15 protein-coding genes are annotated in these 16,652 nt (G+C 46.0%); 2 read left to right on the top strand and 13 right to left on the bottom strand.

Annotated elements, in window-relative coordinates:
* Nucleotide 1 precedes the first annotated feature (1 nt).
* The 6 genes from AB4Z50_RS04625 to AB4Z50_RS04600 all read right to left on the bottom strand — a co-directional run bounded on the left by AB4Z50_RS04625 (nucleotide 2) and on the right by AB4Z50_RS04600 (nucleotide 8,648).
* Nucleotides 2-1,084, bottom strand: a complete 1,083-nt coding sequence (locus AB4Z50_RS04625) for a carbohydrate ABC transporter permease (RefSeq protein WP_076268933.1) — start codon at nucleotides 1,082-1,084, stop codon at nucleotides 2-4.
* Between the two features lie 243 nt (nucleotides 1,085-1,327).
* On the bottom strand, nucleotides 1,328-2,719 hold the full coding sequence (locus AB4Z50_RS04620; RefSeq protein WP_076268934.1) for an ABC transporter substrate-binding protein: 1,392 nt from the start codon (nucleotides 2,717-2,719) through the stop codon (nucleotides 1,328-1,330).
* Between the two features lie 293 nt (nucleotides 2,720-3,012).
* Nucleotides 3,013-4,023 carry a LacI family DNA-binding transcriptional regulator gene (locus AB4Z50_RS04615; RefSeq protein WP_441876270.1) on the bottom strand — a complete coding sequence of 337 codons (1,011 nt, stop codon included), beginning with the start codon at nucleotides 4,021-4,023 and terminating at the stop codon, nucleotides 3,013-3,015.
* 392 nt (nucleotides 4,024-4,415) lie between these two features.
* Nucleotides 4,416-6,035: an ABC-F family ATP-binding cassette domain-containing protein gene (locus AB4Z50_RS04610; protein WP_441876267.1), complete on the bottom strand. Its 1,620-nt coding sequence runs from the start codon at nucleotides 6,033-6,035 to the stop codon at nucleotides 4,416-4,418.
* 248 nt (nucleotides 6,036-6,283) lie between these two features.
* Nucleotides 6,284-7,351 (bottom strand): Gfo/Idh/MocA family protein, encoded by a 1,068-nt coding sequence (locus AB4Z50_RS04605; RefSeq protein ID WP_441876264.1) that lies wholly within the window; start codon nucleotides 7,349-7,351, stop codon nucleotides 6,284-6,286.
* A 169-nt stretch (nucleotides 7,352-7,520) separates the two neighbouring features.
* A complete protein-coding gene (locus AB4Z50_RS04600) occupies nucleotides 7,521-8,648 on the bottom strand; it encodes an MBL fold metallo-hydrolase (RefSeq protein WP_441876261.1) in 1,128 nt (375 codons plus the stop codon).
* 267 nt (nucleotides 8,649-8,915) lie between these two features.
* Here AB4Z50_RS04600 and AB4Z50_RS04595 point away from each other — a divergent pair, with 267 nt between their 5' ends.
* Entirely contained in the window at nucleotides 8,916-10,070 is a 1,155-nt protein-coding gene (locus tag AB4Z50_RS04595; RefSeq protein ID WP_441876258.1) for a virulence factor, read from the top strand.
* Between the two features lie 90 nt (nucleotides 10,071-10,160).
* Here the strand turns inward: AB4Z50_RS04595 and AB4Z50_RS04590 are convergent, their stop codons facing one another.
* The 5 genes from AB4Z50_RS04590 to AB4Z50_RS04570 all read right to left on the bottom strand — a co-directional run bounded on the left by AB4Z50_RS04590 (nucleotide 10,161) and on the right by AB4Z50_RS04570 (nucleotide 15,301).
* Nucleotides 10,161-11,345, bottom strand: coding sequence for a transglutaminase domain-containing protein (locus tag AB4Z50_RS04590; RefSeq protein WP_441876255.1), 1,185 nt, complete (start codon nucleotides 11,343-11,345; stop codon nucleotides 10,161-10,163).
* 180 nt (nucleotides 11,346-11,525) lie between these two features.
* Nucleotides 11,526-12,503: an alpha/beta hydrolase gene (locus AB4Z50_RS04585; protein WP_441876252.1), complete on the bottom strand. Its 978-nt coding sequence runs from the start codon at nucleotides 12,501-12,503 to the stop codon at nucleotides 11,526-11,528.
* Nucleotides 12,504-12,520: 17 nt separating this feature from the next.
* A complete protein-coding gene (locus AB4Z50_RS04580) occupies nucleotides 12,521-13,153 on the bottom strand; it encodes a bifunctional 4-hydroxy-2-oxoglutarate aldolase/2-dehydro-3-deoxy-phosphogluconate aldolase (RefSeq protein ID WP_076268942.1) in 633 nt (210 codons plus the stop codon).
* Between the two features lie 28 nt (nucleotides 13,154-13,181).
* On the bottom strand, nucleotides 13,182-14,423 hold the full coding sequence (gene mutY / locus AB4Z50_RS04575; protein ID WP_441876248.1) for an A/G-specific adenine glycosylase: 1,242 nt from the start codon (nucleotides 14,421-14,423) through the stop codon (nucleotides 13,182-13,184).
* Entirely contained in the window at nucleotides 14,423-15,301 is an 879-nt protein-coding gene (locus AB4Z50_RS04570) for an AraC family transcriptional regulator (protein ID WP_441876245.1), read from the bottom strand. Before AB4Z50_RS04570 ends, mutY begins: the two co-directional genes overlap by 1 nt.
* A gap of 169 nt (nucleotides 15,302-15,470) precedes the next feature.
* On the opposite strand from AB4Z50_RS04570, the gene AB4Z50_RS04565 reads away from it, so the two are divergent.
* Nucleotides 15,471-15,818 carry a c-type cytochrome gene (locus AB4Z50_RS04565; protein ID WP_441876242.1) on the top strand — a complete coding sequence of 116 codons (348 nt, stop codon included), beginning with the start codon at nucleotides 15,471-15,473 and terminating at the stop codon, nucleotides 15,816-15,818.
* A 77-nt stretch (nucleotides 15,819-15,895) separates the two neighbouring features.
* Here the strand turns inward: AB4Z50_RS04565 and AB4Z50_RS04560 are convergent, their stop codons facing one another.
* Entirely contained in the window at nucleotides 15,896-16,123 is a 228-nt protein-coding gene (locus AB4Z50_RS04560) for a hypothetical protein (RefSeq protein WP_441876239.1), read from the bottom strand.
* Nucleotides 16,124-16,184: 61 nt separating this feature from the next.
* On the bottom strand, nucleotides 16,185-16,583 hold the full coding sequence (acpS, locus tag AB4Z50_RS04555) for a holo-ACP synthase (RefSeq protein WP_430059712.1): 399 nt from the start codon (nucleotides 16,581-16,583) through the stop codon (nucleotides 16,185-16,187).
* Nucleotides 16,584-16,652 lie beyond the last annotated feature (69 nt).

The raw sequence follows: 16,652 nt of genomic DNA, 5'->3' as shown, positions 1-16,652 counted from the left end.
ATTAGAACCCTCCTTCTCTACGGAACTGCCGCAGATTGATTATGATGACTGGAATGACAGCAACGAGAAGCACAATGGCTAAGGTTGAACCATAACCTGCATTTTGGTACATAAACAGCTGGCGATAGAACTGTGTTGCCACAACGTCCGTCTCATATTGTCCGCCTGTCATGATCATAACAACGTCGAAGATTTTGAGTGTAAACACAATAATCGTTGTTGTAACGGATAACAAAGTTCCCGCAATGTAAGGAATCATGATTTTGAAAAAAATGCGAACCTCGCCTGCGCCATCCATACGAGCGGCCTCCAGCATATCCTCTGGGATGCTCTTAATCGCAGCTGAGAATATAACCATCGCAAAACCTGTTTGCATCCAAATGAGAATAACGATAAGGAACAGGTTATTCCACGGCTGAATCATACTGAGCCATGCCTGCGGTTCCCCGCCAAATTTCACGACGATCGCATTCAGCAGTCCAATTTGCTCCTGGCCTGGCTGATAGTAATAAATAAACTTCCAGATAACACCTGCCGCTACGAACGAAATCGCCATCGGCATAAATATGAGACCCTTAGCCAGCTTCTCGAAGCTGCTTCGATCAGCAAGTATCGCAATTAAAAGACCTAAGCCAACACAAGCCAGTGTGCCAAAGAACACCCAAAGCAAGTTGTTGCGCAGCGCCATGATGAGCAGGCGGTCCGTAAATACAGCTACATAGTTGGCGAAACCGACAAAATTGACCGAGCCGGCATCAAAAAAGCTTAAATATAGCGTCCGCAATGTCGGAAAGACAAGCAGCCAACCAAGCAGCAGCACCGCTGGGCCAACAAATACAAAAGGCAATATTCTCCGCTTCCATTGATCCGGATACTTTTCAACTACCCAGTTAAACGAATAGTAAATCGAATAAATACCAACTGCTCCCCATATGACTGCAAACACCGCATTGAGGATAGGCGGAAGGTTGGAGTCGCGAAAAAGTATAAATATGCCCCCGTGAATGACAATATTGATAACTGGCACGAGTATGGATAACAACAGTAGCCGCAGAGCATTGCCTTTCCTAGCCTGTAATTCCATATGAATCCTCCTTCAAGGTTTGCGTAGCAAACCTATCTTCGTAAGCATAAACTTAGGTTTGCGAAGCAAACCTTTCTTCGTAAGCGTAAACTTAGGTTTGCGTAGCAAACCTATCTTCGTAAGCATAAACTTAGGTTTGCGAAGCAAACCTTTCTTCGTAAAAGCCACCATTTTCTGCGTTGATTATAGAGGGGCTTTCACCTTGCGGCGAGAAGCCCCCCGAATCACTCAAGCAGCAGTCAATTATTTTTTCCAGCCTGCTTGAATTTCTTTTAGTGCTGTATCCAAATCTACTGTTCCACTTACCCAGTCCGTCATACCTTTCCAGAATGTACCTGCGCCAACTGCGCCTGGCATAAGGTCAGAACCGTCAAAACGAATCGTTTCTGCTGTTTTCACGAATTCTGCCATTCTGCGTTCTTGATCGTTCGGGTACCATGATGGATCAGCATCATTCATAGGAGCTGTTACGCCGCCTGTTTGAATCCAAGCTTTGAGCGACTCGCCCGTTGTGAAGAATTCCATTACAGCGCGAACCTCTGGACGATCATTAAACATAGCATAAATATCTCCTGAGATTAGAGCTGGTTGACCATATTTCTCATCAATAGCTGGAAGTGGGAACCAATCATAATCATCAGCTGTCAAGCCTTCTGGGAAGAAGCTTGTAATAAAGCCGGCTTGACGGTGAAGCCATGCTTTTGGCGGATTATCGAATAGCGGCTTAACTGCATCACCAAACGATGTTGTAGCGATAGATTTTTTACCACCGTATACATAGTCCTCGTTGAACCAGATTTCAGCCATTTTTTCGGCTGCATTTTTGACTACAGGGTCTGTGAATGGAAGCTCACCCGATACCCATTTGTCATAGTTTTCAGGAGTAGTCGTGCGGAGCATAATATCCTCCATCCAGTCTGTAGCCGGCCAGCCAGTCGCTGTACCGCTCTCGATGCCGATGCTCCAAGCTGGATCGCCGTCTTTCGCGATTTGATCAGTCAGCGCCATAAGCTCTGTCCATGTTTTCGGAACGGTATAACCTGCTTCTGCAAATGCTTTTTTGTTGTACCATACTAAGCTTTTTACGCTGCTGCGTGCCCAGATGCCAGACATTACGTCTCCGCCAGTACCTTTCATCGTAGCCATGTCAAGCCAGCTTTGGTTGTATTGTTTCTTCAAATACTCATCGCTAAGGAATGATTTTACATCAATTACCTTACCAGAGTTCACAAAGCCCTTCAGCAAACCCGGCTGCGGGAAATCCGCAATATCAGGAGCGTTTCCGCCGTTTACACGTACCGAAATCGTTGCTTCGAACTCTTTAGAGCCTTCATACGCGATGTCGATTCCAGTCTTATCTTCGAACGCTTTAATGCTTTCGTTAAATTTCACTTCATCCGCATCCGTAAACGGACCGAACATCGTAACCTTTTTACCTTTAAAATCGCCGTTTAATGCTTTAGCCAGCGCGCTGTCGCCCGCTCCTGCTCCTGCATTCGTTCCGCCCTCTGCTGGCTTCTCTGTCGGCTGGTTCGTTGTATTATTATTTTTTCCTCCGCAAGCCGTAATCGTCATCACAAGCGCTAGCGTTAGAATAAAGACAGTCGATGCTTTTTTTGTTTTTCTCGTGTACATAGACCTCATCCTTTCATGTTTAAGTAATCAGTAATTAAATTACACTTACTCGGCCCTTTTGAAACGTTAAATTAACGTCAGATAACAAGTTGTTGCCTCACCTCCTTTAAAGTGCCAATGTAGGTTGTTTTTATGCTCAACAGGTATCGAAAACAAGATCTTTTAAATAGATAACGCTTCCATTGCTCTGAAAAGCTTTTCAGAGAGGAGTTAAAGCGAACGACCAAAGCCAAAATTTAGAGGCAAAGCCGTTTCGCTATTAATATTCGAATCTAAGTATTATCGTTTCACGCCTATGATGAATAGGTCTTGGTTGACTCCCGCACAATTAAATGATGTGGAAGCTTCTCTCTGAGCACTTCAACTTTCCCAGTTGTAATCAGCTCATGCAGCTTCTCAACGGATCGATACCCAATATCATAGGTTGGCTGGTCTATCGTCGTTAGCTTAGGTATAAACATCTGAGCCATTCGGATATTGTCAAAGCCTACGACGGACATTTGCTCAGGTACGGATTTGCCATTGTCGCGCAAATATGAAATCGCACCCATCGCGAATTCATCCGAAGCTGCAAAAACAGCCGTTAATTCGGGACAACGAGTGAACAGTCGTTCAGCTGCATCATAAGCATGCTCAAATCGATGTATAGCAAATTCAATGCAATTCTCGTTTTCTGAGAGGTTATATTCCTGAAGCGCCTTCTTAAAGCCCGTATATCGCGGCTCACCGGAGATTGTGATTCCTAAAGGAAAACCAATCATACCTATGCGGCGATGTCCTGCTTCAATTAAATGTTTGACCGCATCATACGCACCCTGCTCATCATCAATATCAACAGACGGAATATCATACTCCGGAGCATTGGTAGAAGCTAGAACGAATGGCAGACGATAGCGCTGCATCTCCTCGTAATATTCTTCATGCAATGAATCACTCGTAAATATGATGCCATCTACCTGCTTCTCAAAAAAGCTTTGCACATAAGCGATCGTCCGCTGCTTGTCGCGGTCTGTATTACAGATCATCAGACTATGGTTCAGCATAACAGCCGCATCCTGCATTCCGCGTATTAAGCCGGCATAATACGGATTTTCTATATCCGGAATCATAACGCCAAGCGTGTCTGATTTTTTGTAAATCAGCCCTCTGGCAAATCCATTCGGCTGGTATTGAAGCGCCTCAATAGCTTCCAGCACCTTGATACGTTTCTCTTCCACTACGGTTTCCGGCGCATTCATGACCCGGGATACGGTGCTTATGGACACGTTAGCGTATTTTGCTACATCGCGTATAGTCGATTTCATAATGGCACGCCTTTCTTGATGAGTAAGAATGATGTAACATGCGCTAGTTTGAATTTTATTATAATGAGTCATATTTCACATTTATGAAAGTGCTTACTGAAAAGCTTTTCTGAAAACCTTTTCAAACGTAGTATAACTCCCTTTTACGCATAAATCAACCTAAAATTTTGCATGTTTGTCCATTTTATTTATGCCAATTGTTGCATAACTTTAGATAAGATGGCTGCTTTCGAGCTTAAACGGTATCTTTTACAATAGACATTAATGTAAAGCTTCATGCTGGTTATCTTAAGCAAGTGGCTAGACATTTAAACTAAATTTCATAACCTTATCTAGACAAAAAAAAGCGTCAATCAGCGAGACTATCCTCACTGATTGACGCTCTATAGTAATTAAACAGCGTACATACGTTCACGAAGCGCTTTAACCTCAGCACTTTCAAGGTACTCGTCATAAGTCATCATCCGGTCGATTACACCGTTCGGCGTAATTTCAACGATGCGGTTAGCGATCGTTTGTACGAACTGATGGTCATGCGAAGTGAACAAAATCGTACAATCCGTATCTGTCAGACCATTATTCAGAGCCGTAATGGATTCAAGATCCAAGTGATTCGTTGGCTCATCCAAAATAAATACGTTCGCGCCCTCAAGCATCATCTTGGAGAGCATGCAGCGAACTTTCTCGCCTCCGGACAACACGCTTGCTTTCTTCATTGCATCATCGCCCGAGAAGAGCATACGGCCAAGGAATCCGCGAATAAAGGTTTCATCCGGATCTTTTGAATATTGACGAAGCCATTCCACAAGGTTCAAATCAACACCATCAAAATATGGTGAGTTGTCTTTCGGGAAATAAGCCTGCGATGTTGTTACACCCCATGAGTAGCTGCCAGCATCCGCTTCAACTTCACCAACAAGCAATTGGAAAAGCAAAGTCTTAGGCAAGCTGTTCGGTCCAACAAATGCAACTTTATCGCCTTTATTAAGAGCGATCGTCAGATTGTCGATCACTTTCTCGCCGTCGATCGTTTTGGTCAAGCCATCAACAAGCAGGAGCTGCTTGCCCGCTTCACGCTCACCTTTGAAGAGGATAAACGGATATTTACGGTTAGATGGACGAATATCATCAAGCGAAATTTTTTCAAGAAGCTTCTGTCTCGAAGTTGCTTGTTTCGCTTTCGATTTGTTCGCACTAAAGCGTTGAATAAACGCCTGCAATTCCTTGATCTTATCTTCCTTCTTCTTGTTCTCACCGCGCATCAACTGCAATGCAAGCTGGCTGGATTCGTACCAGAAGTCATAGTTGCCGACATACATTTGGATTTTGCCAAAGTCGATATCCGCAATATGTGTACATACCGTATTCAGGAAGTGCCTGTCATGGCTGACTACGACAACAGTTCCTTGGTAATCGGCAAGGAAATCTTCCAACCAGCGAATGGACTCAATGTCCAAGTGGTTGGTAGGCTCATCGAGCAATAGAATGTTCGGTGTGCCAAACAATGCTTGAGCCAGCAATACACGGACTTTCTCATTGCCGCTTAGCTCAGCCATTTTCTTATCATGCAGGTCAGGAGTAATACCAAGTCCATTTAGCATCTCTGCTGCTTCAGACTCAGCTTCCCAGCCGTTCATGTCTGCGAAGTCAGCTTCAAGCTCACCTGCACGCATGCCGTCTTCATCAGTGAAGTCTGCTTTTGCATACAAAGCGTCCTTCTCCTTCATTACTTCATAAAGACGCTTGTGACCCATCATTACCGTCTCAAGTACAACGGACTCGTCGTATTCATAATGGTTCTGCTTTAGAACGGCTAGCCGTTCACCCGGCGTTATATGCACTTCTCCGTGCGATTGCTCAACTTCRCCGGAYAATATTTTSARAAASGTCGATTTRCCYGCGCCGTTAGCGCCGATCAAGCCRTAACAGTTGCCTGGCGTGAACTTAATGCTAACATCTTCAAAAAGCGCCCGCTTCCCGTAACGGAGCGTTATGCCACTTGTACTAATCATTCGTTTAATCCCGTCCTTCACTACAAAATCACTTTATCTTGATCTATTATACCACAGTATGCAAGGAAACCGAACCTTCTTTTGCCTTTGCCTTAGCATTTGGATAGACAATCCAGCAACGAGGATTACTTTTAATTCATAGATCTCACGATAAAAAAACCTTCCTCCATGCGACTTTGATACAGTTGTCGCATTAGGGAAGGTTTTTAGCAATACACTATGAAGCAGTGATGTCTTTTTTTAAAAGATTAATCCCACTTCAGCTTAACTTCATTGCCCGTGCGGGATGATTCATATATTGCGTCAAGAATAAGGTTATTTGTATAACCCGAAAGTGCAGACGTAATCGGCTGCCTGCCTTCGCGTATGCAATCGACAAAATGGCGGCTCATTAGAATCCGATCCTCTTCGCCCTCTAGCGGAGTGATGTCGCTTTCAACGACTTCATTGTTCTCATGCGTAACATACTTCCCATTATTGCCAATGATCGCTACGCCGCCCTCTGTTCCCATCAAATGAATAAATGGATCTTCCGGCAGGAAGGCTGAATGTGCTGCCCAGCTTACCTCAAGCGACAAGGTTGCTCCATTATCAAGTTTAATAAGCGCCGAGGCAAGGTCCTCAACGTCATAGTACCCGTCCCAATTTGGCGTACCCCATGTTCCTGTACCAAGACGGTTAGGACCAAATTCTGCATAAGTCGAGCCGTATACGGAAACAGGCTTCGGATTGCCCATGAGATAAAGCGAAAGATCGAGCATATGAACTCCGATGTCAATCAGCGGGCCGCCGCCTGCTTGGTCTTTGCGAGTGAACCATGAGCCCCAGCCGGGAATGCCCTTTTTGCGGAACCAGCCTGCCTTTGCGTTATAGATGTGGCCTACATCGCCGTTATCAATTCGCTGCTTAAGTGCGCGGCTTAGTCCAGTCCAGCGCATTTGATGCGACATCATTAGTATTTTACCTGATTTCTCAGCTTCCTCTACGATTAGCCGCGCTGCTTCGGAATCAATGGCCATCGGTTTCTCCAGTAGAACATGCTTGCCTTGCTTCAGTGCTTCAATAGCAAGCTCGGCATGAAATTGGTTAGGCACACCAATAACAACTGCATCGATCGATGAATCCTCTAGCAGTGATTGAGGACTAGGATGAACCGTTTCAATACCGTACTCAGCAGCACGCTGCTCAGCAAGCGGAAGGTAAGCGTCCGTTACAGCAACAACATCGATACCTTCGACTTTATTGAATGTCTGCATATGTATACTACCGATTGCACCTGCACCGATAACGCCTAGACGTATGTTTGCATGAATCATTCCTTGCTCCTCCTTATAGGTACCTTGCTTCGTAAGATAAGCTTAGATTTGCGCATGCAAACCTAAGCTCCCTAAAATTATTCCACTATGCATACTTATACTTAGCAAGTATAACGGTTTCGCTTACCTTCGTCATTGCTCGAATTTGGCAAACCTTTGTCCTCGTTTGTTATTTCCCGGACATACGCCATGTCTCGCCATGCGGCAGAACTAGAATTCGCTCGTCAGAAATACATCGTTTTCTACGTTCAGCTTCCAAGCGATCGAGCGCTTCACGAGGTGTATCATCCGCAAGCTTAAACGCACCATAGTGCATAGGAATAAACCACTTGGCCTCCAAATCATCGAAGGCTTGGAGCGCTTGCTCCGGCGTAATATGCTGCGGCGCCATGAACCATTCCGGCTCATAAGCTCCAATCGGCAATAACGCTACATCAACCGGGAAGCGGCGGCCGATCTCCTTGAAGCCTTGAAAATAACCGCTGTCCCCTGCGAAATAAATAGTAGGGAAATCAGATATGATTGGCCGCTCGACGGATGCTGCACCGCTAAAAAACGGACAACTCCGAGCAGCTGCCGGCTCGGATGCGCTTGCGATTTGCGCTCGCGACTCTGCAGCTGATTCCATTCCGTTACTAGCCGCAAAAGTATCACGAACATGGCTTACAAGCTTTTCGCTGCGTGATGCTGGACGCTCAATGACAAAGCCTCCCCAGTGCGAGCTATTCGTATCCCATGGATTGCGGCGAGTCGAATGCTGTGAAGGCACAAAAGTGAATTTTACGCCGTTATACATAACGGATTCCCACCAGTGCAGCTCCTTAATTCTAAGAAAGCCCTTCTTGCGAAGCTTGGCACCTAGTCCTGCAGGCACAAGCAATTGTCTAGCGCCAACCAGTCTGCGCAGCGAATTTATATTTAAATGATCATAATGAGAATGCGATATTAGCACGATATCAATAGGCGGAACGTCCTCTACCTTGATACCTGGCGCTGAAAGTCTTTTTTGAAATGCCATTTGAGTCGACCATACAGGGTCTGTAATAATGTTCAATCCACCGAATTGAATAAAAAAAGTGGAATGCCCTACCCAAGTAATAGAAGGCCATTTTCGGTTATTTTCCAAGTATGCGATGTCAGGTTCAACATTCGGAACGGTGAATGAATAATCTTTCATTCTCAGCTTGCGAATGCGTTCCTGACGCCATCTTTTGAACTGCTTCATTGAAGTGTGCTGCTCGATAGGATCTATATTAGCAAATCGTTTTAACTTCAACCGTCCATCCCTCCTTCGCATTCATTTCTTGTTTTATTAAGATACCAAGCCAGCGGTACTCAATGCAAATATGTTATTTATGCGAAATCATCCACGCACCCGTATGACAGTCTATCCAGAAATGTGAATTAGAGACAATCTCTCGTTTCATCGTTCGCATCCTAACATAAAATCAGTTACACTTGGTTATAAAGCATTTACACATAAGATTACGCTTTCGACGCAGCATTTGTTACATAAATGAAGCAGATGAGCGTCTAAATATCAATTAGCCCAGGAGGTTTCCTTATGAAACTAATTTCAATAGAACCAACGCCGAGTCCCAATTCCATGAAGCTGAACGTCGATGAGATGCTCCCTCGCGGACGCAGACTCACCTACAAAACGAGTGAAGCAAGCGACGCTCCTGAGCTGCTTCAGCAGCTTTTGCAAATAAACGGAGTGAAAAGCTTATTCCGTACAGCTGACTTTATTGCGCTTGACCGCAAGCCTGGAGCAGATTGGGCAGCTATACTCGCTGAAGCAGGACAATTGCTGCAGAAGGTTGCTGATGGCGACAACGGCGAGAGCGGCGGGAAAGGACCTTCAACTAGCTTTGGCGAAGCACAGGTGCTCGTTCAAATGTATCGCGGCATTCCGATGCAGGTGCGCGTAAGAATGGGAGACATCGAGGCACGTTCAGCGCTTCCGCCACAGTTTGGCGAGGCAGTTAACCTTGCCGCTGGCTCTGGCATGATTCGCGAGCGCAAGCTGGAGGAGTTTGGCGTTCGCTACGGAGAGCCCGAGGAAATTGCAGCTGAAATTGTACGCGAGCTGGAAGCTTCCTATTCGAGTGAGAGATTGGACACTCTTGTGCAAGCAGCTATTGAGCAAGGGAATGCTGGTGCTGAAGGAGAAGCTCCAGCTGTCGTAAGGCCAGCTCCGCTAACTTTTGAACAAGCGCAAGAGCAGTTCGCCTCACCGGATTGGCAGGTTCGTTACGCAGCATTGGAGAGATACGTTTCCGCTATAGAAGGTTTGCCTTTGCTTGCACAAGCGATAAAGGATGAGAACACATCCATTCGTCGTCTTGCCGTTATCTATCTTGGCGATCTGCGAGCGCCTGAAGCGCTGCCGTATTTGTTTATGGCGCTGCGTGATTCCTCAACATCCGTTAGAAGGACGGCTGGCGACACGCTGTCTGATCTTGGTGATCCCGCTGCGGTTGGACCGATGATTGAATCGCTCCGTGACAAAAACAAGCTTGTCCGCTGGCGCGCGGCACGCTTCCTCTATGAAGCAGGAGATGAATCTGCGATCGATGCGCTGCGTGAAGCCGCAAACGATAATGAATTTGAAATTCAGCTTCAAGCCAAAATGGCGCTTGAACGTATTGAACGCGGTGAAGAAGCCGCCGGCTCTGTATGGCAGCAAATGACCGCAGCGAGAAAAAATGAGCAATAATTGATTTACTCCAATAGGAAAGGGGGTGCAGAAATGCACCCCCTTTCCTATTGGAACAAAATGAGGTGCAGCCCTCTGCACCTCATCCTATTATTTCGTATATTCCAGCTGAAGATTAACAAGAAGTGATTGATCGCCAGCATAAGGCTCATAGCTTGCCCGATAGCCAACTGCTACGTTTATACGTTTGAAGGCAGCCTTTAAAGCTGCTGGGAATTGATCACCTTGCTCATATCTGAATGACAGGCTCCCTGCCTTGGAATCAAGCGCCGATTGTATAACTTGATTCAGCTGCGCTGAGCTTGATACCGTATATTCCGGTTCAAGCCAGTGCAGGCCAAGTGCGATCTTCAGCCTGCTGAAGCGGCTGCGCTCCGTTTGCACCCCTTGCTTCTCCAACTCACGAATCGTATCCGCATAGGAGACGTTTGCAGCAGGATAAGTTCTAGTCCACTGGTGATCAACGCGCAGTTCCTCATCCGTTCTCAAATAATAGTTATAACGAATCGTACTCTCGCTTGGCGAAACTTTTTGTGCCGTGATTTGGCTTCCTGCTGATGCTGCTGCGACCGGATCATCCCAGGTTAGATCCAAATGGTACCAAACACCGTCTACCTGCACCATATTCCATGCATGCTCGCCCGTATTCACAGTACCCTCTGCGATTAAAACCGTCAGTCCCGCTTGCTTCAGCATTTTATAGCCTAGCAATGAGTATCCTTGACACACGGTTTCTCCGAGTGTCACCGCATCATAAGCAGTGTAATGCTTCAATGTTTTATCATACTCCACATGGCTAACGACCCAGTCGTGAATGGCTTTTATTTTCTCATGCTCATTCATTCCCGGCTCTATTATAGATTGGAGCGCCTTTGCAACGGTGCGATCTACAACTGCCGTTTGTTCCAGTGTCTCGCGGTATCTGGCTTCCAGAGCAATCGTCGATTTATTTCCCCAGCTGCGAATGGTGTAGATGTAGGATTCAAGAATGTAGGCTGAATAATCATCATGCTTTAAAGCAGCACGAATGACCTCTGTCATTTTCTTCGATAGTTCCTGCTTGTCCCCCGTGTATGTCACTGAAAACCGCTCGGACCTGGCTTTGAAATGTTTAGCAAGCTCGAGCTCCAAGCGCTCCATCTTATTCGTTTCATCCAAGGCGGCCACCTCCTCCGACTCTGCTGCCGCCGGAAATAAATCCAGCTTGAGGTCAAGACAAAATGCAGCTACTACGATAACAACAACCACCAACAATTTAGAAGCTACTCTACGCATTCGAACCTCCTTAACAATAAGTGAAAGAAAGCGACCATTTATCGGAAACTTCTTCACATTTATATTTTCAACTAGAAGGGATGCCCGCTTATACGTTAGCAGCCTTGTAATCAAACTGTAATATTTCTCTCATCTTGGTTTCATCTTATGCTTATATAATAAATTCATGACCCCCCTTTATTATATATTCTCTCTTGAAGCCTGCAGCCTCGTGCCGCGGGCTTCCTTTTTGATAGAAGCATACTCCATGGATTCCAGCAAAAAAGGAATAACCTTCTCCCAAAAGCTAGAATCTTGCTCGGAAGTGCTATGTCCTTTGGTCGATACGAACAGTGTTTGAATCAGATGATCTGGCAATTGCTCTTTCAGCTGCTTCAGATCCTCCGCACTAATAAACTCATCACCATTCGAATGAATCATCATAATCGGTGTACGGCCAATGTCGGAGCTGCCGGCATGTTTAGCTATTACAGCAGGAATGCTGGCCTCTTTAAACTGCGACCACGATATGCGTGAACGAATTAGCCATATCATCGGAATCAGATAGGCTAGCGGGAAAAGCGGCAGTTTTTTGCGTCGCAATTCCGATTTCATCATCGTATCGAAATGGACGGGCATTGAATCCGTTACGACCGCTCTCACCTTCATGCCTTGATCAAGCGCAAGCAGCGCTCCAAATCCGCCAAGAGAATGACCTAGTATGGCAATTCGGTCTGGATCCATACCTGGCAAACTTTTGGCTGTATCAAGAGCAGCGAGCACATCATCCCGAAACATGAGCGCGGAAGGCGCAGAAATCGAATCGCTGTTGCCGTGGCTGCGCGCATCATACATCAATATAGCGAACCCTGCTTCATAAATCGGACGCGTATACCTAAGCACTCTCGTCCGATTCGACCCCCAGCCATGCGCAATAATAATAAGAGGCGCAAGTCCGTCCTTTAACAAGTCGTTGGAAGCAGGCTGAAGCAGCCAGCCTTCCAGCTTAGAGCCATGATTAGTGAACGTTAAGGATTGCCACTGCGTGTCGACAAGAGGAGTCTCCGCATTCATAATCTTTCGTGGCTTCTGGCTGCGCGCGCCCATTTGCCAGATTAGCGCTGCAAGCAGCAAAACAATAATAAAGAAGATGATAACGATCCATAAGACAACATCCATGAGATAACCTCCTTGCTCTATAACTTGCTTACGATATCTACGAATTGCCGTGCTCGTTCCGTTACTTGAGCGAATTTCCCTTCGCGAACCCATTCCAAATTAACGAGCTTGCTGCCCATTCCAACAGCATTTGCTCCTGCCTTAAAGTAATCTGCAATATTATGTAAATCCACTCCGCCAGTAGCAATCATCGGAATATCGTTTAAAGGTCCGCGAATTTCCTGCAAGTAACCTATGCCGAGCGTGCCCATTGGAAAAATTTTTACAGCATCCGCTCCTGCCTTCCAAGCTTTCACAATTTCAGTCGGTGTCATAACACCGGGCCATACAGAGAGGCCGTGCTCGCGGCCATATGCAATAACTTCCTCATCTAGGTTAGGCGATATGAGATATTGGGCACCTGCCGCCACAGCCTCCTTAGCAAGGTCTACATCCGTTACTGTGCCGGCACCTACTGCAGCTTTTCCATCAAACTTCGAACGCCAACGCTCTATCATAGCCGCTGCTCCGCCCGTGTTCATTGTAATTTCCATCATATGAATGCCGCCGTCTATTAAAGCCTGCGCTGTATCATCTGCATGCCGATCTTCAATTCCTCGTAAAATGGCTACGATTTTGTGCTGCAAGAGCAGCTCCAGCATATTGCTCATTTGCTTCTCCTCCGACTCTTATAATCATTTATTCCCAAAATTGCTTTAAAATGCGCAAAAATAAATTCGGAAACGGCAGCGTGTCCATATCTTCCTTTGAAATCCATCGGTAAGTGCCCGGCTGCTCATTATGTTCCTCAGTAGAAACATCTATAGCTGCCGCATTTTGATTCACTTCATAAGAGGACGCTGCCTCCGCAGCAATAGCTGCGTTGTCCGATGCAGCTGCGATGTCTGCGTCTACAGCTGAATAAGGCGTTTCACCCAAATCGGCTAAATAAAAACGCATTTTCCAATGAATATGACTAAAAATATGATCAGCATCTGTAAACCAGCTGCGCGGACGAATAAGAAGTCCTGTGTCCTCATCAAGCATGCGGCTGATCATCTCGGCGAGCTCGCCCTGCTCCTTCGGCGATGCTTCATCCAGCCAGTTCACCTTATCCGGCGGCAGCAGCAAATGAGGAAGCTCCCACATCTGGGCGAGAAGGCCTGTAGCTGGACGCTGCCTTACGAGCACTTTGCCGGCATTTTCTCCGCTGCCAACAACGATCGCTGCCGCCCTAAACTCTGGACGAGGAGGCTTCGCCTTCGTCTTGATCGGCAATTCCATTTCTCTGCCTGCTAGTCTCGCCTCACAATGCTCCATTACAGGGCAAGGCAAACAGCTTGGCGATTTCGGCGTACACACGAGAGCACCCAGCTCCATCAGCGCTTGATTGAAGTCACCAGCGGCGCCTTCTGGAATAAGCGAAGCAGCCAGCTTCTCAATGCCTACTCGTGTAGAAGCTTTTGCGATATCATCCTCCAAGCAAAAATATCGCGAGAGCACACGCATCACATTACCATCAACTGCCGGCTCTGGACGATTAAATGCGATGCTCATAATAGCTCCGCTAGTATAAGGGCCAACGCCTTTCAATCCAGCAACGGACGCTTTATCATCTGGGACGATTCCCCCATAACGCTGAGCGACCTCTTTGGCACCTGCTTGCAAATTGCGGGCACGCGAGTAGTAGCCGAGTCCTTCCCAGCTTTTGAGCACTTCCTCCTCAGGAGCTTCAGCAAGCGCTCGTACTGTGGGGAATTTACTCATAAATTGGTTGTAATAGGGAATGACAGTGTCTACCCTCGTCTGCTGCAGCATAATTTCAGATACCCATACCCGGTAAGGATCTTTATTAATCCTCCATGGCAAATCGCGTTTGATAAGCCGATACCAATTTAGCAGCTCTGTGCTAAAATACGTCTTTACATCTATTTCTCCCATTAGCTTTTCTCCTCGTTCATTCTTGTTGTAAGCGTCTTTCGATTGGTTCCGGTATTTTTTCCAATCCGTCTATACTGAACCGGCGTGATGCCTGTATATCTTTTGAACAGCCGAGATAAATAATGATTTTGCATGCCAACCTGCTTCGCAACAACGGCTACAGGAAGCTCTGTTTCCATAAGCAGCTGCTTTGCTATCGCGATGCGGCGATTCGTCACATATTGGATCGGCGAACAGCCCATGATGTTTTTGAAGGATGTAATGAAATAGTTTGGATGAAGAAAAGCAAACTTTGCTAGCTCCTCAATTTGTATATTCTGATGCAAATTTGCTTCAATATAGGCGAGCACTTCATTCCATTTTACCTCAAAATCCGATTGCTGAAATGTTGTTCTCTGCACATGGCTTTCTTCTAAATAATAGGCAAGCAGCTCCAGAAGCACCGACTTTAACCGCAGCTCTCGTGTAATCGATTTACAATGCTGATATTCGTTCATTTTTATAAAAAGGTTTTTCATCATTTCTTTGTCTTTCACATAAACAAATGGCGGAAGCTGCAGCGCATTTATAACTTGAAAATCGCTAAGCTCCAAACGGAAATGGCACCAATAAAGCCCAAGCTTCTCATTTCCCTCTGTACCAAAAGATTGTTTTGTACCCGCTGGCAAAAAATAAAGAGTACCCGGCTGTACGAAATAGGTGTCATTTTGTATGTTAAGCCGGGCTTCTCCCTTGACTGTATAACCGAAACGAAAAAAATCTGGCTCGGTTTTTTGCTCGAACCAGCCCGGCTCAAATTCGTTATAGGCAGTCATAATAACCTCGGCTTGAATGTTGTTCAACTGATTTTGCAAAATACTTTCTATTGTCGGTTTCATGAATTCTCCTATAAGTAAAACTGAGATATAATAGTTATATCTTCTCTCTAGTGGTTAACATCTTCTCTATTATACGAACTAACGATTCAAATTCATATGGAAGTCTTATGAAGACCCTGAACAAGACCGAATCTTCTATAATAAACAATTAATGAAAGGATTGCTATATATGAATCGGAACCGAGGTTTTTCTATCGCAATAACATTCTTTTTAGCTGTGATACTGCTAGCGGGCTGTGGAGGCAAGGAGAACAGCTCGACTGAGAAAACCAACGCGATTAGCGGGCCGGAGGAAGTGATTTCGGTTTATAAGGCCAATTGCGTCAGCTGTCACGGAACCGGGCTTCAAGGCAGAGTAGGCCCGGCAACAAATCTCCAAAAAGTTGGAGAGCGCATGAGTGCTGCTGATATTACGAAACAGATTGAAGAGGGCGAAGGCTCGATGCCTGCTTTTAAAGAGCGTCTGACTGCTGAAGAAATTGCTGGGCTCTCTAATTGGTTGGCAAGCAAAAAATAACAAAGGCTTAGCGAAAAAAAAGGATGCCTGAGCAGATTATGCTGCTCAAGCATCCTTTTTTTCTTGTTCATGTTCGCTTAATAGCCGATATGATGGCCGTTTATTTTTGGAGAGCTCATGAAATGAAGTGCCGCTTGGCCGGCGTAGGTCCAATGCGTTTCACCCATTTGGGGATGCATCGGAAATAAATCACCCTGTACAAGCACTAGATCTCCGCCCCAATCGTCTGAATACAACCCGTCGAATTCAACCCATTGTCCGGTTTTAAACCGACGATTCGTTTTTTGCAGCCGCTGCTCCTTCATTGTCGACATCCCCTCTCGACTAGCTAACTTGGTATATTACATTCCAAGTATAGGCAAAAGGTTACTCCGATATCCGTTCCGCAACAGCAAAAGCGGAAGCAAGCTTTCGTTCATGTGTAATCGTAACATGAATTCGAACAGCCTCTCTGCTAAAGCCTAGGCGATTCCAAGCTGCCACCGTTAAGCTGCACTCGGGTTTGCCGCAGCTTCCCCGCAAAATTTCGATGTCTGTGAATCCTAATATATTCCCTATTCCACAGCCAAAAGCTTTCACAACCGCTTCCTTCGCAGCGAAACGTCCAGCCGTGAATTGATAAAGCCGCTCGCCTGTATACTCCGAAGCCAGCTCTCGCTCGCCCGCAGACAGCACCCGCTCCAAAAACCTTCTGCCTGTGCGGCCATCCACTATTTTCGCGATTCTTGTAATATCTGATAAATCATGTCCGATGCCGATGATCATGCTAACACCCGCCTTTTCCCTGATGGTGAGATTAGCAGAAGCATGAAGCGAAGTCAAGCATGGACATGT

This window comes from Paenibacillus sp. 2TAB26 (assembly GCF_052115145.1).
In the GTDB taxonomy this organism is placed as follows: Bacteria; Bacillota; Bacilli; order Paenibacillales; family Paenibacillaceae; genus Pristimantibacillus.
Note: the sequence above shows the minus strand (reverse complement) of the source record. Positions and strands in the feature narration are given on the sequence as shown.